This is a genomic window from Thalassospira sp. MCCC 1A01148, assembly GCF_001613795.1.
In the GTDB taxonomy this organism is placed as follows: domain Bacteria; phylum Pseudomonadota; class Alphaproteobacteria; order Rhodospirillales; family Thalassospiraceae; genus Thalassospira.
The window spans coordinates 744,229-768,496 of record NZ_LPVZ01000020.1; the positions used below are offsets into that span (position 1 = coordinate 744,229).

The following is a 24,268-nucleotide window of genomic DNA, read 5'->3' on the forward strand; positions in this document are numbered from 1 at the left end:
AAACCTCCGGAACGGACGGTAGTCCGATCACTAAATCCCCAAAACGCGTCTTTGATGACGTCGTTCATTACAATTCTGACAAGTATAAGGGTGCAGATTGCGACAAGTCCAATGGGTTTCAAGTACAAGTCTTTGAAAAAGAACACCCCGGTCAGATGACCGGGGTGCCCTAAACAGTCAGGTTGCTTGGGTTATCAAGCTGTTTCAGGTTTCCAGCGCAAAACCGGCTTGCGCGCAGCCGCAGTTTCATCAAGGCGTCTGCGCGGTGTCAGGTACGGTGCATTCTTGAAGAATTCGGCATCGCCCGACTCGGCTTTGGCCACAAGGGACAGAATCGCATCACAGAATTGATCGATCGATTCCTTGGTTTCGGTCTCGGTCGGCTCGATCAGCAATGCCCCATGGACCACCAGCGGGAAGTACATCGTCATCGGGTGGAACCCTTCGTCGATGATTGCCTTTGCCAGATCAAGGGTCGAAACACCGGTATCCTTCAGGAAGCTGTCATCAAACAACGCTTCATGCATGCAGTATCCCGGGAAGGCGACACTGAGCTTGTCTTTCAGACGCGCCAGCAGATAGTTGGCATTCAGCACCGCATCACCGGACGCCTGACGCAGACCATCCGCACCGTGGCTTTTCATGTAGGTCAGCGCACGAATAAACATGCCCATCTGACCATGGAAGCCCTTCAGACGGCCAAACGGCTGCATGCCGTCTTCTTCGTCTGCGGTTTCAACCAGATGGAAGCCATCGCCTTTTTTGACGACATACGGGATCGGGGCAAACGGTGCCAGTGCCTCGGAAAAGACAACAGGCCCGGAACCCGGCCCACCACCGCCATGCGGGGTCGAGAAGGTCTTGTGCAGGTTGATATGCATCGCATCAATGCCAAGGTCTGCCGGACGCACCCGACCGACAATGGCGTTGAAGTTCGCACCATCGCAATAGAAATAGCCACCCGCTTCATGCACCAGATCGGCAATCTTGCGCACGTCACGTTCAAACAGGCCACAGGTGTTCGGGTTGGTCAGCATGATACCCGCCACATCGTCGCCAAGCTTGGCTTCGAATGCGGCAAGGTCAACACGGCCATCCTCGGTCGCCGGGATTGAATCAACCGTAAAGCCACAGGCTGCTGCTGTCGCCGGGTTGGTCCCGTGTGCGGATTCCGGCACCAGAACACGACGACGGTTTTCACCGCGTGCATCAAGGGCCGCACGAATGGCCATCATGCCGCAAAGCTCGCCCTGCGCACCCGCTGCCGGGGACATGGAAACGGCCGGCATGCCGGTCAGGACCAGAAGCCAGTGTGCACACTGATCAATCAGTTCCAGCGCGCCCTGAACGGTGCTTTCGGGCTGCATCGGATGCAGATCGGCAAGACCGGGCAAACGCGCGACCTTTTCATTCAGGCGCGGGTTATGCTTCATCGTGCATGAACCAAGCGGGAAGAAACCGGCATCGATGCCATAGTTCTTCTGCGACAGGCGCGTGAAGTGACGCACGACCTGCGGTTCGGACAGTCCGGGAAGGCCAACTTCGCTATCACGATCAAGTCCGCCAAGACGGGATTTCGTGCCCTTCGGTTCGGGCAAATCAACGCCGGTTCGGCCGGGCTGACCCTGCTCAAAGATCAGTTGTTCTTCAATAACAAGGCCGCGGTTGCCGGTATGGGTTGTAAAATTCATGCCAGCGCCTCCTTCAATGCGTCCGCAAGGGCCGCGATATCCTCGTCCGTGTTGGTTTCGGTTACCGCGACCAACAGGTAGTTATCCAGATCCGAACGGTTCGGATACAGGCGCGACAACGGCACACCGGCAAGAACCCCCTTGGCCACCAGCGTCTCGACCACGTCAGCAGCCGGTTTGGTCAGCTTGACGGTGAATTCGTTAAAGAAGCTGTCATTGACCACCGATGCCCCGTCAACGGCATCAATCGCATCTGCCGCCTTGCAGGCATTTTCATGGTTCAATGTCGCCAGACGGCGATAACCGTCTTCACCAAGCAAGCTCATATGCACCGTAAAGGCTAACGAACACAGACCAGAGTTGGTGCAGATGTTCGAGGTCGCCTTTTCGCGACGGATATGCTGTTCGCGGGTCGACAGCGTCAGGACAAAGCCACGCTTGCCATCCTGATCAACCGTTTCACCACAAAGACGGCCCGGCATCTGACGCACCAGTTTCTGCGTGGTGGCAAACAACCCGACATACGGCCCACCGTAATTCAGCGCATTGCCGATCGACTGGCCTTCGCCGCAAACGATGTCTGCGCCAAAGCTTCCCGGCGATTTCACCGCACCAAAGGCAACCGCCTCGGTAAAGACCACCACCAGAAGCGCACCCTTGGCATGACAAAGATCAGCCAACTGGGTGTGATCCTGAATGCGGCCAAACACATCTGGATACTGCACAACCACACAAGCGGTCTGGTCATCAATCAGATCGTTGAGTTCCTCGGCAGTTGCCTGATGTTCGGGATGACCATCGCGACCTGCAACTTCGGTATCGCTGTACTGGCAATATGTCTCGGTCACTTCGCGGTAATGCGGGTGCAGACCACCCGACAGGACCGCCTTTTTGCGACGGGTCGCACGGCATGCCATCAGAACGGCCTCGGCACAGGATGTTGCACCATCCCACATCGAGGCATTGGCAACATCCATCCCGGTGATCGAGGCAACCTGGGTCTGGAATTCAAACAGATACTGAAGTGTCCCCTGTGCGATTTCTGGCTGATACGGGGTATAGGCGGTCAGGAACTCACCGCGCTGGATCACGTAATCAACCGTCGCCGGAACATGGTGGCGATAGGCACCCGCGCCAAGGAAGCTGGGCACGCTTGAGGCACCCATGTTTTTCCCGGCAAGGGCCAGCATATCGCGTTCGACCTGCATTTCGCCAAGGTGGGATGGCAAATCAACAGGTGCATCAAGCAACGCACCTTCCGGAACGTCACCGTAAAGTTCATCAACAGATGATGCCCCGATGGTATCGAGCATCGCAGCACGATCAGCGCGTGTCAGTGGGAGATAGCGCATGCTTAAAGGCCTTCGACGAATTCTTTGTAAGCTGCTTCATCCATCAGCTCATCAAGCTGGGATTCATCAGCAAGGGACATTTTAAAGAACCAACCTTCGGCTTCCGGTGCTTCGTTCACCAGCGCGGGATTGGCATCAAGTTCTTCGTTGATTTCGACGATCTCGCCATCAAGCGGGGCGTAGACGTCGCTTGCGGCCTTGACCGATTCAACAACCGCTGCGTCGCCATCCTTGGTAAGCTTCTTGCCAACTTCGGGCAGCTCGACATAGACGATATCGCCCAGCGACTGCTGCGCGTAATCGGTAATGCCGACGGTCGCCACACCATCTTCGAACTCGATCCACTCATGTTCCTGCGAAAATTTCTTCGTCATTTCCCTTTGTCCCTCTTGATCAATTCAATGCCAATGCGGCGTTGGCCGCTCTCTCAAAAATTTCTGGTACTCAACCGCGGAAGTAGCGATGCGGTGCAAACGGAAGCTCAACCACTTCGGCCGGGCGCGCCTTGCCACGCACCATCAGGTCGATCTTCGTCCCCGGTTCGGAAAACTCTATGGCAACATACCCCATTGCAATCGGGCCATCGATGGTCGGGCCAAATCCGCCCGAAGTGATTTCGCCGATTTCTTCGCCGTCGGAATTAAGGATCTGGGTATGTTCGCGCGCTGGTGCCTTGCCTTCGGGCTTGATGCCAACACGCTTGCGGTCCGCGCCGTTTTCAAGCTGATCAAGGATCACATCCGCACCCTTGAACCCGCCTTCTGCGCGGCGACGTTTGTTGATGATCCAGTTCAAATCCCCTTCAACCGGGGTCGTGGTGGTATCAATGTCATTGCCATACAGGCACAGGCCCGCTTCCAGACGCAGCGAATCACGCGCGCCCAGTCCAATCGCCTCAACCTCTTCTTCGGCCAGCAATTTACGTGCAAGTGCCTCTGCATCCGCATTCGGCACCGAAATCTCAAAGCCGTCTTCACCGGTATAGCCCGAACGGGTGACAAAGCACGGACTGCCAGCGATTTCGATCTCGGCAAAGCTCATGAATTTCAGATCGGCAACGGCTGGCGCAAAGCGTGCCAGCACCTTGGCCGCATCCGGGCCCTGCAACGCCAGAAGCGCGCGATCGTCAATTTCTTCAAGGGAGACGCCGTCACCCAGATTGGCGCGCATGTGAACGATATCGTCATCCTTGCACGCCGCGTTGATCACCAGAAACAGGCTGTCTCCGGCGTTGGTGATCATCAGATCGTCAAGGATCGTGCCATCATCCTGGGTAAACGCGGAATAGCGGGTGCGACCGGGTTTAAGGATGGCGATATCACCGGGCACAAGTTTTTCAAGCTCTGCCACACGGTTTTCGCCGGTCAGGCGCACCTGACCCATATGAGAGACATCAAAAAGGCCGGCTTTGGCGCGGGTATGAAGATGTTCGCCTTTTACACCAAGCGGGTACTGCACTGGCATCGCATAGCCAGCAAACGGTACCATTTTGGCACCGAGTTCCACATGCAGGTCATAAAGGGCTGTTTGAAGCAGTTCGGTCTGTTGATCCACTCTTCCTTCTCCGGGACAATCGTTGCGAAACATAGCCGACCACTGGCCAACCACATTCCCCCTCTGTCTCGGAGCCTGAAAGAATCACAGCCAATGGTCGAAACTGGTCTGCTTACATCTTCGGCGAGGTACACCTGATCAGGTTGATCACAGCACCTGCTTTCCAGAGTCCCATCTCCGCGCGGTCCTGTTGCCTGAGAGTTTCCGGGGTGGTTGCTCCTTCGGCGTCCGCTCATCCATAAGGACTGCGGCCTCTCCCACGGGGATCATTTGGGTATGTTTTTGTTTATACGGGTTTCCGCGCAAAGCGACCAGCCCCTATTTTGCAAAAGGCGGCTGACAACCAGCACGAAACGACAGAAACCGTTGTTAAATCAATCGGTTCCGAAGCGACGATTATATTCCAGTTGCTCGGCATTCAACTGAAAACCAAGATAGATTTCATAATCCGGCCCGGTCCAGACATCATTCAGCGGCACCGACAAAGTGACCTGTTCATCGCGGATACGCGCCATGTTCAAATTGTCGGCAAATGGCATATTCACGTCGAATACGGACTTCTGGATGAAGTTGCCCGCAGGGTCACGAAGGGCGACGAAATACTGGAACTGCACGGTGCGATTTTGTGCCGCCGGTCCAAGCTCGGCCGTGATGATCGGACTGATGATGACATCAAGTTCCTTGTCATCCAGATCATAGCCACAGTCACCAACGTAGCCTGTGAATTCGGCTTCGACGATCACATCAGTCAGGTCACGGCCACCGCCGCTGAACTCGACAAGTTTTGCCGTATCCTTTGGCAGATAGGCCGCCGGGCAAACCGGCACGGGCTGTTCTTCGAACGGGTTTCCGCCGCCGCACGCACTTAGCAATCCGCCAAGCGATACCATACCCAATGCATAAACGCGCCGAAGTCCGTTACCGATTGTCATCCAAGCCTCTATCAAACCAAATGTTTTCAGGCCTGTGTCTTTCGCAAGCGGCCCGCGCGCAGTCTATTCCGTCACGGTTGTCGGCACAACCCGCTTGAAGGATCTGTCCGTCTGGAAAAGGTCAAATTTCCTGCCAAGGCACACAGCCCAATTGCCGCAGAGTCATTGCACCACATGATCAAGCGGGTTATGTAACGTGAATGTTTGAAAAATGCGTCGGCAACGCCCGTACGCAATTGGGAAAGCCGGACCTGTATCATGTCTGACAAAGCCAGCCTTCAGATCGTACTTGCCAACCCGCGCGGCTTCTGCGCCGGGGTTGATCGCGCCATCGAAATCGTCGAAAAGGCGCTCGAAAAATACGGCGCACCGGTCTATGTCCGCCACGAAATCGTGCATAACAAATTTGTCGTCAATCGCCTGCGCGACATGGGCGCTGTTTTTGTCGATGAACTTGATGCCGTTCCTGATGGCGTTCCTGTGATCTTTTCGGCCCACGGCGTACCAAAATCCGTGCCCGAGGCCGCGGAAACCCGCAAGCTTGAATATCTTGATGCGACCTGCCCGCTGGTTTCAAAAGTCCATCGCGGGGCCGAACGCCATCACGCCGATGGCAAACACATTCTTCTGATCGGCCATGCGGGCCATCCGGAAGTTGTCGGCACCATGGGCCAGTTGCCACCGGGCAGCATGACCTTGATCGAAACCGAAGAAGACGCAGAAACCATCGAGATTACAGATCCGGAAAATCTGGCCTTTGTCACCCAGACGACGCTGTCGCTCGATGACACCGCCAAGATCATCGAAATTCTGCAGCGGCGCTTCCCGTCGATCTCGGTGCCAAAGAAAGAAGACATCTGCTACGCCACGACCAACCGTCAGCATGCCGTCAAACTGATTGCAGAAAAGACTGACGCCATTCTGGTTCTTGGCGCGCCGAACTCTTCGAACTCCAACCGCCTGGTCGAAGTCGCCAAGCGTGAAGGCTGCATGCGTTCTGTTCTGGTCGAACGCGCGAAAGATATTGACTGGTCCAAGCTTGAAGGCATCAAAAGCCTTGGCATCACCGCAGGTGCCTCTGCGCCGGAAATCCTGGTCGAGGAAGTGATTGATGCCTGCCGCGAACGTTATGACGTGACGGTCGAAACCATCGCGCTGACAAACGAAAACGTAACCTTTAAACTGCCGCGCCAGCTTGCCAGCTAATTCTGCGGACATGCTTACTCTCAGATCAGGACGACAATAAAGCCCATGGCCGTCTATACCGATGTTTCAGACGAAGATATCGCCCGTTTTGTTGCCGAATACGATATCGGTGAAGTGGTCTCTTTCAAGGGCATTGCCGAAGGTGTCGAAAACACCAACTTCCTGCTTCAGACCAGCATCGCGCCCTTTATCCTGACCCTGTATGAAAAGCGGGTAAATCCTGACGACCTGCCTTTTTACCTTGGCCTGATGGATCATTTGTCAGGCAAGGGACTGAACTGTCCGACCCCGATCCATGGCAAGGATGGCGCTGCCTTGCGCACACTCTGTGATCGCCCGGCTGCCATTACATCGTTCCTGCGCGGCATGTCACCGCGCCGTATCCAGCCCCATCACTGTGCCGGTGTTGGCGCGGCCCTGGCACAGCTTCACAGTGCCGGTCTCGATTTTGAGATGCACCTGCCCAATGCGCTGAGTGTTGCGGGATGGCGTTCACTGTTTGAAAGCTGTCAGGAACACGCCAACGATGAAGTGCCCGGTCTTGGCGACATGATCGGTGAGGAGCTTGATTATCTCGAAGCCAACTGGCCGCATGAACTGCCCAAGGGCGTCATTCACGCCGATCTGTTTCCCGACAATGTTTTCTTCTTCCCGGGCAAGGAAGAAGTCTCTGGCCTGATTGATTTCTATTTCGCATGCAATGACCTGCTTTGCTATGACGTCGCGATCTGCATGAATGCGTGGTGCTTTGAGCCTGACAACAGCTTCAATGTCACCAAGGCCAAAAACCTTCTGTCACATTACAGCAAAGTGCGTCCGATCTCGGACGCTGAAAAGGCCGCCCTGCCGATTCTGGCACGCGGTGCCAGCCTGCGGTTTCTTTTGACCCGCCTGTATGATTGGGTAAATACGCCCAAGGATGCGCTGGTAACGCCAAAGAACCCGCGCGAATATATCAACAAACTGCGCTTCCATCAGCGCGTGGATAATGCATCGGCCTATGGCCTGGACTAAGCCCACAGAATCGCCCGGGAATAAAAACATGACTTCAACTGACGGCGACAATCGCGTCGAGATTTACACAGACGGCGCGTGCAGCGGCAATCCCGGCCCCGGTGGCTGGGGCGCTATTTTGCGCTTCAAGGGTGTCGAAAAGGAAATGTCGGGTGGCGACCCCGAAACCACCAACAACCGCATGGAAATGATGGCTGCGATCAGCGCACTTGAGGCCCTGAAACGGCCCTGTGTGATCGATATTTATACCGACAGCAGCTACGTCCGCGATGGCATTACCAAGTGGATTTTCGGCTGGCAAAAGCGCGGCTGGAAAACGGCGGATAAAAAGCCGGTCAAGAACGTCGAGCTGTGGCAACGCTTGCTAAAAGCCCTTGAACCACATCAAGTCGAATGGCACTGGGTCAAAGGCCATGCAGGGCATCCGGAAAATGAAAGATGTGATGAGCTTGCACGCCAAGCCGTACCACGGTAACGAATTTTTCGCAGATCGCACAAAAGCTGCTTGAAGCGAAAGGGTTTCGCACCAAAATAGATAGGCTTGTCGGCCTTGGTCGGATATTAGATTGATTAAACGAAATCGACCTTGCGTTTTCATCAAGTTGCGGTTTGACTTGAGACTAATTCAGGGGGGAGTTGGCACCCATACAAACGTCGAGTACAGTATATTCGACTAATCCAAAGTAGGTGCCGAGGAGAGAACGCTTGTCGCGCGGATCGTACGGGTTTTTACAACGAAAGTCTTTGAGCAGTCGGCTGCTGTTTATTGCATTGCCGCTTGTTTCACTGTTCTCGCTCGCACTTTTCGTTGTGTTTGGCTATGTCAGCTACAAGGTGCTGCGCGATGATCTGAACGGCAAGGTCGAACAGACCGCCGACATTAACGCACGCGTTCTGGCCACACCTTTCTGGTATCTTGACGTCGATAACATCGAATCAGCCCTTAACGCGATGGCGCGCGACCGCGATATTGTTGCTGTGCAGGCGTTGGGTGCCGACGGCACTGAATTTGCCCATACCGGCGTTTCCCAATCCGAACTGACCGACACGCTCCGCCTGTCGCGCCGGGTCTATTTCGAACGCAACAATGTCCGCCATGACGTTGGCGAACTGGTTATCTTCTTCACCGATGACCGCGTGCAGGACTTGCTGTTCCGCCGTATCGCAATTGACATGATCTTGTTCGGGCTGTTGATTTCGGTCGTGGCGGCCAGCCTTCTGATCGCCAACAAACGCTCGATCAAGGAACCGCTCAATCGTCTGCTGCATTCCATCCGAATGACCAAGCACGGCCGTCTGCGCCGTCCGGTGGAATGGAACAGTTCAGACGAACTCGGCCTTCTGATCCGCGAATATAACGAAATGGTCGCCCTTCAGGGGCAGGCACAGGAAGAAGCCCAGCGTAAGCAGGCCCTGCTTGAAGCCACCCTGCATAATATCGGTCAGGGCATTTGTCTGTTCGATCAGGACCTGAACCTGATGGTCTGGAACGAACGCTATATCGAATTGCTGAACCTGCCGCGTGATCTGGTCAAGGAAGGCACGCCGCTTTCCGATATCCTGCGCTATAATGGTGAACGCGGCGAATATGGCGATGTCAGCATTCAGGCGCTGATTTCCGACCGTGTTGCGATTGCGCGGCGTCGTGAACCCTATCGTATGGAACGGACCCGCCCGAATGGCCGTGTCATTCAGGTCGATCACAACCCGATGCCGGGCGGCGGTTACGTTGCGACCTATACCGACATTACCGAACGTAAACAGACAGAAGCGCGCATGCGCCACCTTGCGGTCCATGACGTTCTGACCAGCCTGCCGAACCGAACCCTGTTCCTTGACCGCCTGCGTCAGGCCTTGCTCTCCGCCCGCCGCTTCCAGCGCGGCGTGACTGTTCTGTTTGTCGACCTTGACCGGTTCAAGGACATTAACGATCACTTCGGCCATGACGTTGGCGATCTGATGATTCAGGAAATGGGTCAGCGCCTGTCGCGCATCATCCGCGATTCTGACACGGCCGCCCGTCTTGGCGGTGATGAATTCGCCATCATCCAGACCGATGTCCAAAATATCGAAGACACCATCGCCCTTGCCCAGCGCATCATTGACGAGCTGTCCCAGCCGTTTGATTGCCGCGGGATCCGCCTGCATTCAACGGCCAGTGTCGGTATCACGCTTTTCCCGGAAGACGGCGAAAACCCCGAACAGCTGGTCAAGAACGCCGATATGGCGATGTATGCTGCCAAGGCCGAAGGCCGCAACAATTACCGGTTCTTCCTGCCGTCGATGCACGAACGGGTCAAGGAACGCAAAACCATCGAGGAAGATCTGCGCAACGCGCTCGAGCATGATCAACTCGAACTCTATTACCAGCCGAAAATCGACTGCCGCACAGAACGCGTCGTCGGCGCAGAGGCACTGGTACGCTGGCATCACCCGGAACGTGGCCTGATCCTGCCGGGCGAATTCATTTCAGTTGCCGAGGAATGCGGCCTGATCAACCGTCTGGGGGCGTGGGTTCTGGAAAAAGCCTGCCGGCAGACACGCATTTGGCGTGACACAACGCTTGCAGGTCTGCGTATTGCGGTTAACTTGTCGCCTGCCCAGTTCCAGGACGCCGAACTGGTCAACAGCGTCACCAAGATCGTCAAAGAAACCGCCCTGCCCGAGGGGACGCTGGAACTTGAAATCACCGAATCCATTCTGATGAACAACCCGGAAAAGGCGGTCTCGACACTTAAGGAACTCAAGGAACTTGGGGTCCTGATCGCGATTGACGATTTCGGTACGGGGTATTCATCACTGAACTATCTCAAACGTTTCCCGGTCACCTCGATCAAGATTGACCGTTCGTTTGTGAACGACATCCATGTCGATATGGATGACAAGGCAATCGTTGATGCGGTCATCGGCCTTGGCCACAGCCTGAACCTCGAAGTGGTTGCCGAGGGCGTGGAAGAAGTCGAACAACTTGTCTATTTGCAGGAAAAGGGCTGTGACTTCATTCAGGGCTTCCTGTTTGCAAAGCCACTTCCGGCAGGCACATTTGAAAGCTGGGTCTGTGAACGTCATGGCATTGAACTGGAAAGCGTTTCCGCAAAGTCATAACGCTGTCGCAAAGGTATCCAGATCATGAAAAACGCCACGGATCAAAGCCCGTGGCGTTTTGCTTTTGTCGGTAGTCCGGCACAAGGTCAGGCGTTTACACCGCTATCAACCGTGAATTCCGCACCGGTCACCACACGGGCTTCCGGCCCTGCAAGCCACGCAACAAGCCCGGCCGTATCGTCGGGCTGGCTATAGCGCGGTATTGCCATCAACCCCCGCTGCGCGTCTGACATCTGGCCATCTGCAGGATTCATATCCGTATTGGTTGGCCCCGGGTGAATAATGTTCGCAGTGATTGACCGCGCTCCCAAATCCCGCGCCAGACCACGGGTCAATCCGATCAAGGCTGACTTTGACATGGAATACAGGCTGAAACCTGGCCAGGGCACATGTTTGGCCAAGTTGCTACCGACCGTGATAATGCGTCCGTCATCAGACATGTGCAAAAGGGCTGCCTTAACAGCCACAAACACCCCACGCACATTGACGTCCATTGTCCGGTCAAATCGATCCAGCGACAGATCGGCAATCGGCGCAACATCAAACACACCGGCATTATTGACGAGGATATCAAGCCTGCCAAAAACACGGGCAGCTTCATCAATGGCCGCTGAAATCGCCGCTTCATCCTGATTATCCGCCTGAAGGGCGATGGCCCGCCCGCCATTTGCTTCAATCCCGGTTACGACCTCGTCGGCTTTTTGCGCCGCGTTGGCATAGGTAATGGCTACCTGCGCGCCTTCTGCCGCAAGGCGCTTGGCGATTGCGGCACCGATGCCACGGCTCCCGCCTGTTACGAAGGCGACCTTTCCCGAAAGGTTCTGCATTGGAAAATCCTTTATGTAATGATCACTACATAATTCGTGACAGGCTTGAATTTCTCCGTCAACTAATTTATTTAGTGATCATTACATAAAAACGCAGGCACATCATGGCAGCACGTGGAAGACCCAGACAATTTGACCGGATCGACGCACTGGACAAGGCACTGGCCCTGTTTTGGGAACGGGGATACGAAAACACGTCCATGTCTGATCTAAGCAATGCCATGGAGCTGCGCCCGCCAAGCATCTATGCCGCCTTTGGCAGCAAGGAAGCGCTGTTCGAAGAAGTTGTCGAACGTTATAGCGAAGTGTATGGCGGGGCGATTTGGGGCGATCTTGAACGGTTCAAACACCCGCGCGATGCAACGCGCCACATCCTGATTGCGACAGTGAATACGTTTTGTGATGAAACCACACCAAAAGGATGCCTGATTGTCCTGGCCGCACCACAAACAGAATCATCACAGTCAAACGTCACACAAACATTGTGCACACACCGCCAGAAAAATGTCGAAACCCTGAAACACCTGTATGAAGAAGGCTTGCATCGCGGCCATATCCCGCGCGGTGCAAATATCAACGTCATGGCAAACTATTACGCCACCGTTCAGCACGGCATGTCGATTCAGGCGCGGGACGGCATGAACCGCGCCGCCCTGACCGCTGTTGCCGAGGCGGCCATGGCCACATGGCCAACCCTGATCAAGACATCCATGTCTTCGAGCTAGGCCGAGACTTCAATCATCAATAGATAGACGTTTCGTCGCCCGCGCCATCTGGATGGATGCCCCCGCCAACCGGGTACGTTGATGACGTACGATCAACAAGATCAACAATCTCGGAAATCACCTTGGCCAGCTGATAGTCCTTTGGCGTATAGACCGCCGAAACGCCCATCTGACGTAATACCAGCATGTCAGATTCCGGGATGATCCCGCCAACGACGACCGGGATGTGACCGGCCCCTTTGGCACGCAGGCCATTGACCACTTCACGCACCAGCGGCACGTGCGAGCCAGACAGGATCGAAAGCCCGATCACATGCGCACCATCTTCGATGGCGTTGCGCACAAGTTCCTCTGGCGTCCAGCGGATGCCCTCATACAGCACTTCAATCCCGGCATCCCCGGCCTTCACGGCAATCTGCTCTGCCCCGTTGGAATGGCCATCCAGTCCCGGTTTGCCCACCAGCATCTTCATGCGTTCACCTAGCTTGTCGGAAACCTGATCCACGCGCTTGCGCAAATCCTGAAGGTTTTCCGCATCCCCGGTCACGATCATCGACGTGATTCCGGTTGGGGCACGATATTCACCAAACACGTCACGCAATGTTTCCGACCACTCACCGGTGGTCACACCTGCATGGGCGCAGGCGATCGAACACTCCATGATATTGCGCTCTTCACTTGCCGCAGACTTCAAATCTGCCAATGCGCTATCGACTGCTTTCTGATCGCGGTCGGAACGCCAGGCTTTCAGCTTTTCGATCTGTTCCTGTTCGGCCATATCATCAACGGTAAGGATCGATTTTTCACCCGATGTCAGCGGCGATGGTTCGGTTTCGGTAAAGGCATTTACACCGATCACCTTTGTCAGCCCGCTTTCAATATCGGCCAGACGCAGCGCGTTGGAGCGCACCAGTTCCTGTTTCATATAGCCGCGATCCACCGCGGCAATCGCCCCGCCCATCTCATCAATCTTTGCAAGCTCTGCGCGCGCGCCTTCCTTAAGCGCGCCGACCTTGCGTTCAATCGCCGGGTTGCCGTCAAACAGGTCTTCATATTCCAGAAGATCAGTTTCATAGGCCATGATCTGTTGCAGACGCAGCGACCATTGCTGATCCCACGGGCGCGGCAGACCAAGCGCCTCGTTCCAGGCGGGCAACTGCACCGCACGGGCCCGCGCATTTTTTGACAAAACCACCGCCAGCATCTCGATCAGAATACGATAGACGTTGTTTTCGGGCTGCTGTTCGGTCAGGCCCAACGAGTTGACCTGCACGCCATAGCGGAACCGGCGGTATTTCGCATCTTCGATGCCGTAACGATCGCGGGTGATTTCATCCCAAAGCTCGCAGAATGCCCGCATCTTGCAGATCTCGGTAACAAAGCGAATCCCGGCATTCACAAAGAACGAAATGCGCCCGACCACTTTGGCGAAATCTTCTTCGGGTACCTGTCCCGAATCGCGCACCGCATCAAGAACCGCAATTGCCGTTGCCAGCGCATAGGCCAATTCCTGTTCGGCCGTCGCCCCGGCTTCCTGCAGATGGTAGGAACACACATTCATCGGGTTCCATTTGGGAACCTCCCGATAGGTAAAGGCTGACACATCTGTAATCAGCTTAAGGCTGGGCGCAGGCGGAAAGATATAGGTCCCGCGCGACAGATATTCCTTGATGATGTCGTTCTGGGTTGTGCCTTGCAGGCTTGCACGCGCCGTGCCCTGCTTTTCGGCCACCGCAATATAAAGTGACAAAAGCCACGCCGCCGGCGCATTGATCGTCATGGACGTGTTCATCTGATCAAGCGGAATGCCGTCAAACAATGTCATCATGTCGCCGAGATGCGACACCGGCACGCCGACCTTGCCGACCTCGCCGCGCGCAAGCACATGATCCGAATCATACCCGGTCTGGGTTGGCAGATCGAAGGCCACAGAAAGGCCGGTCTGCCCCTTTGCCAGATTTTGACGATACAGCGCATTCGACGCCTGGGCTGAGCTGTGCCCGGCATAGGTCCGGATCAGCCACGGGCGATCGCGTTCAGACTTTGCTGCATTGCGCTTGTTTTCCATCGACATCGCGACCTCTTGTATTTTTATTACCGTGTTTATTTACGATAATTACGCCTAAACGTTATTAAATTATCCACTAGACATTAGATTGGTAATTATATAACAATTTGTGCAACGCGATAAAAGCGAAAACACATATCTCCTTGGTTTCAACTGCGAGAAACCCGCAGAAAACCGGGAGATGACCAGGGAAATAAAACAAATTCCGTGGCTTGGAGGATTCGTCGACCGCAACGCAGCATAGGTAATTTTGTTACCCTGCATACCGGATCGACCCCGAACAAGGAGTGAAGGCCATGAATACCACTGCTGAAGTGCTGCCTTTCCGTGGCGGTCAGGAAGAGAAAGATCTCTATGAAATCGGCGAAATTCCGCCGTTGGGCCATGTGCCGAAAAACATGTATGCGTGGGCGATTCGCGAAGAACGCCACGGTGAACCCGACACCGCGATGCAGTGCGAAGTGCTGCCAGTCACCCAGCCTGACAGTCACGAGGTGCTTGTTCTCGTGATGGCAGCTGGCGTGAACTATAACGGGATCTGGGCATCGCTCGGCAAGCCGATCTCGGTCTTTAACTCGCACGACTGCCCGTTCCACATTGCCGGATCGGATGCATCGGGCATCGTCTGGGCGGTTGGGTCGAAAGTCACCCGCTGGAAAGTCGGTGACGAAGTTGTCATTCACTGCAACCAGGATGATGGCGACGACGAAGAATGTAATGGTGGTGATCCGATGCTGTCCCCGACGCAGCGAATCTGGGGTTACGAAACCCCGGATGGGTCGTTCGCACAATTTACCTGCGTACAGGCACAACAGTTGATGCCGCGCCCCAAACATCTGACCTGGGAAGAAAGTGCGTGTTACACGCTGACACTTGCCACCGCCTATCGCATGCTGTTTGGCCATCGCCCGCATATCCTGCGTCCGGGCCACAATGTTCTGGTCTGGGGGGCTTCCGGTGGTCTTGGCTCCATGGCGATCCAGCTGATCACCACCGCCGGGGCCAACGCGATTGGCGTCATATCCGACGAAAGCAAGCGCGATTTTGTGCTGGGACTTGGTGCCAAGGCCGTGATCAACCGCAAGGATTTCAATTGCTGGGGTCAGCTTCCCACCGTTAACGGTCCGGAATTTGGCGACTACATGAAAGAAGTCCGCAAATTCGGCAAGGCGATCTGGGATATCACCGGCAAAGGCAACGATGTTGATATCGTCTTTGAGCACCCCGGCGAACAGACCTTCCCGGTATCATGTAATGTCGTAAAGCGTGGTGGCATGGTCGTGTTCTGTGCTGGTACCACCGGCTTTAACCTGACGTTTGATGCGCGTTTCGTCTGGATGCGCCAGAAACGTATTCAGGGCAGCCACTTTGCCAACCTGAAACAGGCGGCACAGGCCAATACCCTGATGATTGAACGCCGCATTGATCCAAGCATGTCCGAAGTGTTTTCGTGGGAAGACATTCCGCGCGCCCACATGAAGATGATGCGCAACGAACACAAGCCCGGCAACATGGCCGTTCTGGTTCAGGCCAAACGCCCCGGCATGCGTACCCTTGAAGAAGCAGTCGAAGGTTAATCCCACTTGGGTGGCGGATTATTCTCCCAAGTCGTCCATCACCCGGCCTTTGACTGATTGCTGGCACCCTGCGCGCGTTCTCGCCCGATTTGCGCCGGGGTGCCACCACCCTCTCAAATCATAACTGATCCGTGCAATCGCCCCACAGGATTGCCGAACCAAGGACCCGATCCGAGGACCCGAAAAATGACTGATAACGCCCTTTTGCCTGACCTCGAACGTTTGTGCGACGACGCGCTTTCTGCACTCAGCCCCGTTTATGACGCCGCCGAATATGCGCTGCGCACGGCTGTAACGGTCGATGGCCGGATCAATGCGGATGCCTTTGACGATCATCAGTTTGCCGCACATGGCTTTGCCTGGTTCACCACCTATGTCACAGCCCTTGGTCAGATGAAGGCATGGGCAAGCAGGCTTAAGGATCAGGACAAGTTCGGCACGCTCGAACACCTCATCCTGCAATCGGCGTTTGGTGAATATCTCGCCCAGATCATTGGCGGCATTCCCATGTCACAAGGCGAGATCATCCGTCTGTCGACCCTTGGCGTCGCAGACAACCTCATTGCATCGCTTGCGGCAAACCCGTCGGTGGCAACCCTTGCCCAATACGGCAATTCGGATGCCGCACGCCGTGCGATTGCGACCGAGATCGAAGACAGCCTTGATACCGGTCGGTTTGGCGAAACCGGCCTTGAAGACGAAACCCTTGATATGGTCCGCGATCAGTTCCGCCGCTTTGTCGAGGAAAAGGTCTCTCCGCATGCCCATGGCTGGCATGAACGCGATGAACTGATCCCGATTGAGATCGTGACTGAAATGTCGGAACTCGGCGTCTTTGGTCTGACGATCCCAGAAGAATTCGGCGGCCTTGGCATGGGCAAGACCGCCATGTGTGTCGTGACCGAAGAACTTTCACGGGGCTATATCGGTGTCGGGTCACTTGGAACACGTTCCGAAATTGCCGCTGAACTGATCCGCCTTGGCGGCACGGAGGCGCAAAAGGAACATTACCTGCCAAAACTGGCATCGGGTGAAATTCTGCCGACAGCGGTCTTTACCGAGCCCAATAATGGATCGGATCTGGCACACCTGCGTACGCGCGCAGTGAAGGATGGCAATACCTATAAGGTCACCGGCAACAAGACCTGGATCACTCATGCCGCGCGGTCAGACCTGATGACTCTTCTGACCCGCACCAACCCGGATGAAGCCGGTTATCGCGGTCTTTCGATGCTTTTGGCCGAAAAGCCACGTGGCACGGATGACAACCCGTTTCCGGCAGATGGCATGTCAGGCGGCGAGATCGAGGTGCTTGGCTATCGCGGCATGAAGGAATACGAGCTTTCCTTTGACGGGTTCGAAGTCCCCACGGAAAACCTTTTGGGCGGCGAAGAAGGCCAGGGCTTCAAACAACTGATGGCGACCTTTGAGTCGGCACGTATTCAAACGGCCGCCCGCGCGGTTGGCGTTGCCCAGAACGCGCTTGAAATCGGCATGCGCTATGCCAAGGATCGCATTCAGTTTTCCAAACCGCTTTATGCCTTCCCGCGGGTGTACGGAAAAGTTGCATGGATGGTTGTCGAAACCATGATTGCACGTCAGCTCACCTACTTCTCTGCCTTTGAAAAAGATCAGGATATTCGCTGCGATATCGAGGCGGGCATGGCCAAACTTCTGGGCGCGCGTGTCGCGTGGTCAAATGCCGATAATGCCCTGCAAATTCATGGCGGCAACGGCTATGCGCTTGAATATCAGATCAGCCGCGTGCTGTGTGATGCCCGAATCCTCAACATTTTTGAAGGCGCTGCAGAGATTCAGGCACAGGTCGTAACCCGTGGCATTCTGGGCCGCTGAACCTGATAACATTCTGAATTACTGATGAAATTGACATTTGAACCGTGGCCCCTGTGAACAACGAGGGCGAACTCGGCCCGCCATCCGTGGCGGGCCTTTTTTCCACATCAACCTAAAGTATGATATCTTCTAGACTTACCTAAGGTGCTACACTCTCCGAAAGCACATACAGATCGCGGAAAATCTGTGAAAAGCGGGCTAAACCGCACGCATGGAATTAGGGAGTGAAACGTAAATGAATCACACTTCTGCAATGCCGGAAAATACAATCTACGCGCGTATTGGGGATGCAAAAGACCTTTTCGCGCAACACGGCGAACAGCTTGCAGAAAATCTGGTTTCGGAACTGCTGGGCTCCGGGCAAAACAGTGCCGCGCCAAGTGACCCGAAAAGCCACGTTGCAGGTGTCGCCGCCCGCTTCTCGGCAATGATTAATGCAAGCAGCCCCGCCGCGTTTAATGACTGCCTTAACGATCACGTTCTGGCCAATGCCGTCACCGGACTGAGCACAGATCAGCTTGTCCTGGCCTATCACAAGGTCGCGACGAATTGCGCAACACTGGCGGCACGTTCCAAAGGCGGCGCATCGATTGCGGACGCGGCACGATGCCTTTTGATGTCGGATATGGGAAGCCTGATTTCCGCACGCCAGAATGTGCTTTCCGAACATCGATCCGCCTCCGAAATCCAGTCGATGTCTGAGATCATCGAACGTGAAACGGACAACATCATTTCGGAAGTCGGTTTTCAGGCCGGGCGCACCAATGATGTGGCACAGGCAATGGAAGCTGACGCCAGCGAATTGTCACAACTGGTCGAACGCATCACCGCTACAACGGAAATCGCCAGCAGCAATGTCGCCACTGTGGCATCCGCCACAGAGGAATTGCAGGCATCCAGCCACGAAATTGCCGAACGTATTCACAAAACCAATGACATCGCCGGTCAGGCCGTAACCCGGGCGCAGGAAACGTCGAACACGATGGGCAGCCTGTCGGAAACCGCCACCGAGATCGGCAAGGTCGTTGATATCGTCAAACGCATTTCCGATCAGACAAAGATGCTCGCGCTGAACGCAACGATTGAAGCCGCAAGGGCGGGTGATGCCGGCAAGGGATTTGCTGTTGTCGCGAACGAGGTGAAAAACCTCGCCACTCAGACCGAAAAAGCCATCCTTGATATCAACGCCCAGATTACCGCCATTCAGGGCGCCACATCAGAGGCGGTGACGGCAATTGAGGGCATCGGCGGGGCTATTGACGAAGTCAGCCAGCTTTCAAGCGATATTTCGGCCTCTGTTGAACAACAAACCGCTGCCATTGCCGAAATTTCGACAAGCGCACAGGAAGTCTCCACCCATATGCAGGGCATTTCCGGTGACATCGAACTGGCCAGCCACAAATCGCATAACGCCAGCGAGACGGCTGAAAACCTGCGCATTCTGTCGTCAAATATTCGCAACGACATCAACGAGATGGAAACGCGCTTCCGCATGGTCCTGCGCAGTGCAGACAGCACAAACCGACGTCACGAGGAACGCGTCCCCATTGCGGTCGACATCAATGTTGATTTCGGCAATGGCGATGTTCGCAAAGGTGTCACTGCGGACATGTCGCTTGCTGGTCTTCTTGCCCGTATCGATGCCAGCGAGAAAGATCGCAACAAGGTGATTTCCATCACCATGGAAGACGGCACACGCCTTAAGGGCATCGTCAAGGCCTACTCTACACTTGGTACCCACATCCAGTTTACCGAAGTTGACGACGCGGCAACGCAGGTCATCCTCGGACTGCTCAAGAAAACCAGCGAACATGACGAAAAGATCGCCGGTCTTGGCACCGAACTGGCGGCTGATCTGGGCAGGATTCTTGAAAGCGGCCTGCGCAATCAGGAATTCAGTGAAGATGATCTGTTCAACACCCGTTATGAACCGATCCCCGACACCGATCCCAAGCAGTTCATGACGCCCTATATTCCATTTACCGACCGTAATTTCACACCGCTGCAGGAAGCGATGCTTAATAAAGACGAACATATCGTCTTTGCCGCCGGGGTGGACACCAACGGCTATCTGCCGACCCACAACAAGGTCTATAGCCAGCCACAAAGACCGGGTGAACCCGCCTGGAACATGGGCAATTGCCGCAACCGGCGTATCTTTGATGACCGTGCCGGTCTGATGGCCGGGCGCAATACCAAACCCCATCTGCTGCAGACCTATTTCCGTGACATGGGCGATAGCGTCGTCTTCATGAAGGAATGCGACGTGCCGATCATGGTCAATGGGAAACAGTGGGGGAACCTGCGGATCGGTTACAAGTCCTAGCCCCTGCACACCATCTGGATAACGAGCAAGCAAAAAAGCGGGCAGTTCAATCACGAACCGCCCGCTTTTTCATGCCTTTAACGCCTATCTGAAATCAAACAGCTCCTGATGGAAGGCCCGGCTTGGTAATCCTGCCGCCACCAGATCGTCCTTGATCGCCTGTCCTAAGCCGCTTGGCCCACAGAACCACACACCGGCCTTTTGCCAATGCGCAACATCGCTTCGCAGTCGTTCACCTGTCAAAAAACCATCGCGCCCATCACGCCATTCATGCAACCGCACGCCAGCATGCTTTGACAGATCCTTGATCCGCGCCATCAGCTTGTCATCGCAATGTGGCGCCACCTGATAAAAATCGATCTCGCGCAGTGTCGGATTGGCCACCAGATCCTCAAGCCAGGCAACGAATGGCGTCAGCCCAATACCGCCGGAAATCCAGATTTGATGGCTTTGGTCACGATCAAGCGTGAAAGTCCCGTACGGGCCTTCCAGCTCCACCGGGTCCCCCGGCTTCAATGTTTCCTGAAGCGTGCTGGTATAATCGCCCAGTTTCTTGGCGATGATGGTCAGCCCGGGTACCCCGTCATGCCAGGCAGATGCAATGGTGAACGGATGCGGTTCTTTGCTGTTGCCAAAGCGGGCAAAGGCAAACTGCCCGGCAAGATGACCTTTCCAGTCACCATCGGATTTAATCGCGATCTGAAGCGATTGCATCTCGGGAAGATAGTCAATTTCAACCACCTCGCCCTTGGATCGACGCCCGGCACCGATTTGCCCGAAAAGAACAATGATCGCCGATACCGTGCCAACCAGCAGCATGGCGACCAACGCCCAACCAACCGGCGTTGCCCAGTTGGCGAAATCAAGCAAGACGATGCTGTGATACACCAGAACAAGATAAATCACCGCCAGAACCGTGTGGGTCTTCGCAAACCAGCGATACGGGATGCGCTTGATCAGGGCGACAAGGATCAGGACAACGGCGATATAGAAAGCCCACTCACCTACTGTTTCAGCCAGATGGCGATGTTCCAGAAACAGCGACTGCGCCCAATGCATGCCCGCCCCGTCCGGCCGTGGCCCACGCCGACGCGGCGCAAGCAGATCAAGCGCCACCGCCCATTTCGGTGCCATCCGCCATGCCCAATGCAGGATCGCCACCGCCAGAACGGTAATGCCAAGCCACTTATGCAGACGGTACGCCTTGTCCAGACCGCCCAGACGACGCGTCAGCCAAACCGGACGGATCGACAAAAACAGGATGAGGCTCATCATGCCGACAGCCAGAAACCCCGTATACTGAACCATCAGGTTCCGAAAACCGATAAAGTCATGATCGGCAAAAACATCGGGATTAACCGCCAACCACAGGGCGGACAGGCCAAGAAGCGTTCCAAAATATAGGCGCGTGATGTTCTTCATGGGGCTGGTTCCTGACAATCCAATAAAGGCCCGTGAAGTAACGATACCAACACGCGCCATCCGACGCTTTGATTTAAACAAAAACACTTCGTGGAATTATGTCGGGAAGCCCGCAAAACTGTATCAAAACGTATCAGGGCAGCTGCAAGACCCTGCAGCTGCCCTGATGTTTGATAAAACGACGTTCATCGGGTCCAAATCCCCGAAAGAACCTTAACGGGTCGTCTGACCCTTAACTATGGGACTGCAGGATCGCTTCGGCGATTTCGCGTTCGACATCCTGGGGATATGCATAAAAGCCCGGCTTGAAAGATGTCGCACCACCAGATGCCAACCAGTCGATACCGCGGATCAGAATGGCCGAGAACGGATCAAACAGATCCTTGCCCGATCCGCCCATGCCGGGCGCCAGGTTAAGCAAGCTTCCGCGATTGAGAAGATAGACCTCACGGCTGTTATCAAGCTCGAACCGTTCGATATAGCGGCGCATTTTGGTACGCGGCTGGGTATCAAGCCATTTGACATCAATCTCGGTATTCGAATGCCCGACATTGACCAAGATCGCACCGCGACGGCATTGCTTGATCTGCGCTTCACCAAGAATGCCAGAAAGGCCGGTGGCGGTGACAATGATCGCGCATTCCTTGAGGCCCTCTTCAAGGCTCACTACGCGGCAACCATGATGCTGCGCCTCAAGGGCGCGGACCGGATCGCGTTCGGCGACAGAGACCACCGCCCCAAGATTACGCGCACGTTCCGCTACACCGCGCCCGACCGGGCCAAACCCGATCACCAGAACCGACCGGCCATAAAGCGCCAGCCCCGTCACATTCGAAAAGACCGGCCACATTTCCTGCGCGACATGGTGGCGATTATGCAGACGGTCCTTGATCGCAATGTCGTTCCAGTTAAACACCGGGAAGGAATACTCAAGTTTTTCAACACGATGGACACCGGTCGTGGTGGCTTCAAGCGCGCCTGAAACCTTGTGGCCCTTGTTAACAAATGCCTCGATCAGCTCGCCACCCATATCCGCGACGATATCGGCGGGCTCAGACGACAGGATATCGATGCTTTTGGCGTATTCTTCGGGTGTCATTCCGGAAAAGGCATGGACCTCGACCCCGTTGGCGGCAAGGTAGGCGGCCGCGACATCATCGGTGCTATCCGGGTTACAAGCGCCGACCTTGACCTTTGCACCGGCCTTTACAAAGGGCAGCAAGGTGGGAATGGTATCTTCAAGAACATGCTGGAAACTGACGATGGTCTTATCGCGCAGGTCGCGCTTGGCAACATAGTTTCCGTATTTCGCCGTCACCGGACAAATCACCTCGCGCCAGGCAAGGGTCTCGTCAGTGATCTGCTGGGCAAGGCTAGCGTCCTTGATGCGGCTGGTCTTGAAGGTCGTCATGGCGGTTGGTCTCTTAACTTCGTGGGACAAAATCTGCCCCCTAGTTAAAGCCAGTCTGACCGGATGAAAAGCATTTCTGATCATCCGGTCAGGTTTAGGCGAAATTTCCGCGATATGCGCAGATCAGTCGCGGGCAGGAATATTCACACCGCGTTGAACCGCCGGACGATCAAGACCACGTTCAAGCCACGCCGGAACGTTTTTAAATTCGTCATAATCAACCAGATCACCAGCGTCATAAAAACCGATCAGGTTGCGCACCCAACCAAGCGATGCAATGTCGGCAATGGTATATTCATCCCCCATGATCCAGTCGCGTCCTTCAAGACGGGTCTCAAGAACACCCAGCAAACGTTTGGATTCTTTGCGATAACGATCAAGTGGTCGCTTGTCCTCGATCTCCTTGCCTGCAAATTTATGGAAGAAGCCAAGCTGGCCCAAGATCGGACCGAGTCCGCCCATCTGGAAATAAACCCATTGGATCGCCTCAATGCGTTTCGCCGGATCGGCGGGAAGGAACTTTCCGGTTTTCTCGGCCAGATACTGAATGATGGCACCGGATTCAAACAGACCAAGCGGCGCACCATTCGGTCCGTTCGGATCGATGATTGCCGGGATTTTGCCGTTCGGGTTCAGCGACAGGAACTCCGGGGTCCAGGTTTCATCTTCGCCGATATTGATCGGGTGCGGCTCATAGTCCAGACCGGTCTCTTCCAGCATGATGGAAACCTTTACCCCGTTCGGGGTCGGCAGGGAATAAAGCTGAATAACGTCCGGATTTTGCGCCGGCCAGCGCTTGGTAATATCGAAACTCGACAGATCAGCCATGACAAAGCCCTTTCAAAGTCAATAGGTTGTTGACCAATACATTTAGGCTACCACAACGATTGTGCCACCGGAAATCAGGCAACTTATTGTTTCCACCAACACTCCCGGCCTCAAACACCCCAAGAAAGTAAAAGACGTTCCGTGGCAGCCATCTACAGGGCAAAATGACCAAGATCCAGGATGGACCGATACAAAGCACCACGGGTGTTTGGCGAAAATGGTGCGGTCACCTTTCCGGATATCAAACCAACCACACTGGCCTCGCGTATCAAGAAATTCAAAATCGACCGCCGCAGCTTCGGGGAAGGCGAAACCATCGACTAATTGCGAAATATCCTATCGTCTGGTTGCCTGTTGCGTCCGTTTGGCGCAGCAT

General features: G+C 55.1%; 19 protein-coding genes and 1 riboswitch. Of the genes, 9 read left to right on the forward strand and 10 right to left on the reverse strand.

The window, feature by feature from the left end:
- Positions 1–194: 194 nt before the first annotated feature.
- From gcvPB to AUQ43_RS13010, 5 genes are all read right to left on the reverse strand, one after another.
- A complete protein-coding gene (gene gcvPB, locus AUQ43_RS12990; protein ID WP_062956670.1) occupies positions 195–1,691 on the reverse strand; it encodes an aminomethyl-transferring glycine dehydrogenase subunit GcvPB in 1,497 nt (498 codons plus the stop codon).
- On the reverse strand, positions 1,688–3,043 hold the full coding sequence (gcvPA, locus tag AUQ43_RS12995) for an aminomethyl-transferring glycine dehydrogenase subunit GcvPA (RefSeq protein ID WP_062956671.1): 1,356 nt from the start codon (positions 3,041–3,043) through the stop codon (positions 1,688–1,690). The genes gcvPB and gcvPA overlap by 4 nt, the downstream gene beginning before the upstream one ends.
- Before the next feature lie 2 nt (positions 3,044–3,045).
- On the reverse strand, positions 3,046–3,417 hold the full coding sequence (gcvH, locus tag AUQ43_RS13000) for a glycine cleavage system protein GcvH (protein ID WP_062956672.1): 372 nt from the start codon (positions 3,415–3,417) through the stop codon (positions 3,046–3,048).
- 70 nt (positions 3,418–3,487) lie between these two features.
- A complete protein-coding gene (gcvT, locus tag AUQ43_RS13005) occupies positions 3,488–4,630 on the reverse strand; it encodes a glycine cleavage system aminomethyltransferase GcvT (protein WP_062956673.1) in 1,143 nt (380 codons plus the stop codon).
- Between the two features lie 139 nt (positions 4,631–4,769).
- Positions 4,770–4,867: riboswitch (glycine riboswitch) on the reverse strand.
- 104 nt (positions 4,868–4,971) lie between these two features.
- Positions 4,972–5,529, reverse strand: a complete 558-nt coding sequence (locus tag AUQ43_RS13010) for a hypothetical protein (RefSeq protein ID WP_062956674.1) — start codon at positions 5,527–5,529, stop codon at positions 4,972–4,974.
- 258 nt (positions 5,530–5,787) lie between these two features.
- Here AUQ43_RS13010 and ispH point away from each other — a divergent pair, with 258 nt between their 5' ends.
- The 4 genes from ispH (at position 5,788) to AUQ43_RS13030 (ending at position 10,854) form a co-directional block, all read left to right on the forward strand.
- The gene (gene ispH / locus AUQ43_RS13015; protein WP_062956675.1) at positions 5,788–6,735 is read left to right on the forward strand and encodes a 4-hydroxy-3-methylbut-2-enyl diphosphate reductase; all 948 of its coding nucleotides are present in this window, start codon (positions 5,788–5,790) and stop codon (positions 6,733–6,735) included.
- 45 nt (positions 6,736–6,780) lie between these two features.
- On the forward strand, positions 6,781–7,749 hold the full coding sequence (locus tag AUQ43_RS13020) for a homoserine kinase (protein WP_062956676.1): 969 nt from the start codon (positions 6,781–6,783) through the stop codon (positions 7,747–7,749).
- A gap of 28 nt (positions 7,750–7,777) precedes the next feature.
- Positions 7,778–8,224 carry a ribonuclease HI gene (rnhA, locus tag AUQ43_RS13025; RefSeq protein ID WP_062956677.1) on the forward strand — a complete coding sequence of 149 codons (447 nt, stop codon included), beginning with the start codon at positions 7,778–7,780 and terminating at the stop codon, positions 8,222–8,224.
- A 269-nt stretch (positions 8,225–8,493) separates the two neighbouring features.
- On the forward strand, positions 8,494–10,854 hold the full coding sequence (locus AUQ43_RS13030; RefSeq protein ID WP_062956678.1) for a bifunctional diguanylate cyclase/phosphodiesterase: 2,361 nt from the start codon (positions 8,494–8,496) through the stop codon (positions 10,852–10,854).
- 86 nt (positions 10,855–10,940) lie between these two features.
- Here AUQ43_RS13030 and AUQ43_RS13035 read toward each other — a convergent pair whose 3' ends face one another.
- On the reverse strand, positions 10,941–11,681 hold the full coding sequence (locus AUQ43_RS13035; RefSeq protein ID WP_062956679.1) for a 3-oxoacyl-ACP reductase family protein: 741 nt from the start codon (positions 11,679–11,681) through the stop codon (positions 10,941–10,943).
- 104 nt (positions 11,682–11,785) lie between these two features.
- Here AUQ43_RS13035 and AUQ43_RS13040 point away from each other — a divergent pair, with 104 nt between their 5' ends.
- Positions 11,786–12,406: a TetR/AcrR family transcriptional regulator gene (locus tag AUQ43_RS13040; protein WP_062956680.1), complete on the forward strand. Its 621-nt coding sequence runs from the start codon at positions 11,786–11,788 to the stop codon at positions 12,404–12,406.
- A gap of 16 nt (positions 12,407–12,422) precedes the next feature.
- On the opposite strand, the gene AUQ43_RS13045 is transcribed toward AUQ43_RS13040, so the two are convergent.
- Complete coding sequence (locus AUQ43_RS13045) at positions 12,423–14,480, reverse strand: protein meaA (RefSeq protein ID WP_062956681.1); 2,058 nt, start codon at positions 14,478–14,480, stop codon at positions 12,423–12,425.
- A gap of 290 nt (positions 14,481–14,770) precedes the next feature.
- Between AUQ43_RS13045 and ccrA the strand changes: the two genes are divergently transcribed.
- The 3 genes from ccrA to AUQ43_RS13060 all read left to right on the forward strand — a co-directional run bounded on the left by ccrA (position 14,771) and on the right by AUQ43_RS13060 (position 20,231).
- Entirely contained in the window at positions 14,771–16,051 is a 1,281-nt protein-coding gene (ccrA, locus tag AUQ43_RS13050; RefSeq protein ID WP_062957296.1) for a crotonyl-CoA carboxylase/reductase, read from the forward strand.
- A 186-nt stretch (positions 16,052–16,237) separates the two neighbouring features.
- On the forward strand, positions 16,238–17,905 hold the full coding sequence (locus tag AUQ43_RS13055; protein WP_062956682.1) for an acyl-CoA dehydrogenase family protein: 1,668 nt from the start codon (positions 16,238–16,240) through the stop codon (positions 17,903–17,905).
- A gap of 235 nt (positions 17,906–18,140) precedes the next feature.
- Complete coding sequence (locus tag AUQ43_RS13060) at positions 18,141–20,231, forward strand: methyl-accepting chemotaxis protein (protein ID WP_062956683.1); 2,091 nt, start codon at positions 18,141–18,143, stop codon at positions 20,229–20,231.
- Between the two features lie 84 nt (positions 20,232–20,315).
- On the opposite strand, the gene AUQ43_RS13065 is transcribed toward AUQ43_RS13060, so the two are convergent.
- The 3 genes from AUQ43_RS13065 to AUQ43_RS13080 all read right to left on the reverse strand — a co-directional run bounded on the left by AUQ43_RS13065 (position 20,316) and on the right by AUQ43_RS13080 (position 23,892).
- Complete coding sequence (locus tag AUQ43_RS13065) at positions 20,316–21,653, reverse strand: ferric reductase-like transmembrane domain-containing protein (protein WP_062956684.1); 1,338 nt, start codon at positions 21,651–21,653, stop codon at positions 20,316–20,318.
- Between the two features lie 232 nt (positions 21,654–21,885).
- Entirely contained in the window at positions 21,886–23,064 is a 1,179-nt protein-coding gene (locus tag AUQ43_RS13075; RefSeq protein ID WP_062956686.1) for an adenosylhomocysteinase, read from the reverse strand.
- 123 nt (positions 23,065–23,187) lie between these two features.
- The gene (locus AUQ43_RS13080; protein WP_062956687.1) at positions 23,188–23,892 is read right to left on the reverse strand and encodes a glutathione S-transferase N-terminal domain-containing protein; all 705 of its coding nucleotides are present in this window, start codon (positions 23,890–23,892) and stop codon (positions 23,188–23,190) included.
- A 180-nt stretch (positions 23,893–24,072) separates the two neighbouring features.
- Between AUQ43_RS13080 and AUQ43_RS20330 the strand changes: the two genes are divergently transcribed.
- Entirely contained in the window at positions 24,073–24,216 is a 144-nt protein-coding gene (locus tag AUQ43_RS20330; protein WP_157088460.1) for a hypothetical protein, read from the forward strand.
- Positions 24,217–24,268: the final 52 nt, after the last annotated feature.

What these genes read in the sequence shown, in the direction of transcription:
- AUQ43_RS13065 (WP_062956684.1), bottom strand. Translation starts at nt 21,653, where the DNA reads ATGAAGAACATCACGCGCCTATATTTTGGAACGCTTCTTGGCCTGTCC.
- AUQ43_RS13020 (WP_062956676.1), top strand. Translation starts at nt 6,781, where the DNA reads ATGGCCGTCTATACCGATGTTTCAGACGAAGATATCGCCCGTTTTGTT.
- AUQ43_RS20330 (WP_157088460.1), top strand. Translation starts at nt 24,073, where the DNA reads ATGGACCGATACAAAGCACCACGGGTGTTTGGCGAAAATGGTGCGGTC.
- AUQ43_RS13060 (WP_062956683.1), top strand. Translation starts at nt 18,141, where the DNA reads ATGAATCACACTTCTGCAATGCCGGAAAATACAATCTACGCGCGTATT.
- ispH (WP_062956675.1), top strand. Translation starts at nt 5,788, where the DNA reads ATGTCTGACAAAGCCAGCCTTCAGATCGTACTTGCCAACCCGCGCGGC.
- AUQ43_RS13080 (WP_062956687.1), bottom strand. Translation starts at nt 23,892, where the DNA reads ATGGCTGATCTGTCGAGTTTCGATATTACCAAGCGCTGGCCGGCGCAA.
- gcvT (WP_062956673.1), bottom strand. Translation starts at nt 4,630, where the DNA reads ATGTTTCGCAACGATTGTCCCGGAGAAGGAAGAGTGGATCAACAGACC.
- AUQ43_RS13045 (WP_062956681.1), bottom strand. Translation starts at nt 14,480, where the DNA reads ATGTCGATGGAAAACAAGCGCAATGCAGCAAAGTCTGAACGCGATCGC.
- gcvPB (WP_062956670.1), bottom strand. Translation starts at nt 1,691, where the DNA reads ATGAATTTTACAACCCATACCGGCAACCGCGGCCTTGTTATTGAAGAA.
- AUQ43_RS13040 (WP_062956680.1), top strand. Translation starts at nt 11,786, where the DNA reads ATGGCAGCACGTGGAAGACCCAGACAATTTGACCGGATCGACGCACTG.
- AUQ43_RS13055 (WP_062956682.1), top strand. Translation starts at nt 16,238, where the DNA reads ATGACTGATAACGCCCTTTTGCCTGACCTCGAACGTTTGTGCGACGAC.
- gcvH (WP_062956672.1), bottom strand. Translation starts at nt 3,417, where the DNA reads ATGACGAAGAAATTTTCGCAGGAACATGAGTGGATCGAGTTCGAAGAT.
- AUQ43_RS13010 (WP_062956674.1), bottom strand. Translation starts at nt 5,529, where the DNA reads ATGACAATCGGTAACGGACTTCGGCGCGTTTATGCATTGGGTATGGTA.
- AUQ43_RS13075 (WP_062956686.1), bottom strand. Translation starts at nt 23,064, where the DNA reads ATGACGACCTTCAAGACCAGCCGCATCAAGGACGCTAGCCTTGCCCAG.
- AUQ43_RS13035 (WP_062956679.1), bottom strand. Translation starts at nt 11,681, where the DNA reads ATGCAGAACCTTTCGGGAAAGGTCGCCTTCGTAACAGGCGGGAGCCGT.
- gcvPA (WP_062956671.1), bottom strand. Translation starts at nt 3,043, where the DNA reads ATGCGCTATCTCCCACTGACACGCGCTGATCGTGCTGCGATGCTCGAT.
- rnhA (WP_062956677.1), top strand. Translation starts at nt 7,778, where the DNA reads ATGACTTCAACTGACGGCGACAATCGCGTCGAGATTTACACAGACGGC.
- ccrA (WP_062957296.1), top strand. Translation starts at nt 14,771, where the DNA reads ATGAATACCACTGCTGAAGTGCTGCCTTTCCGTGGCGGTCAGGAAGAG.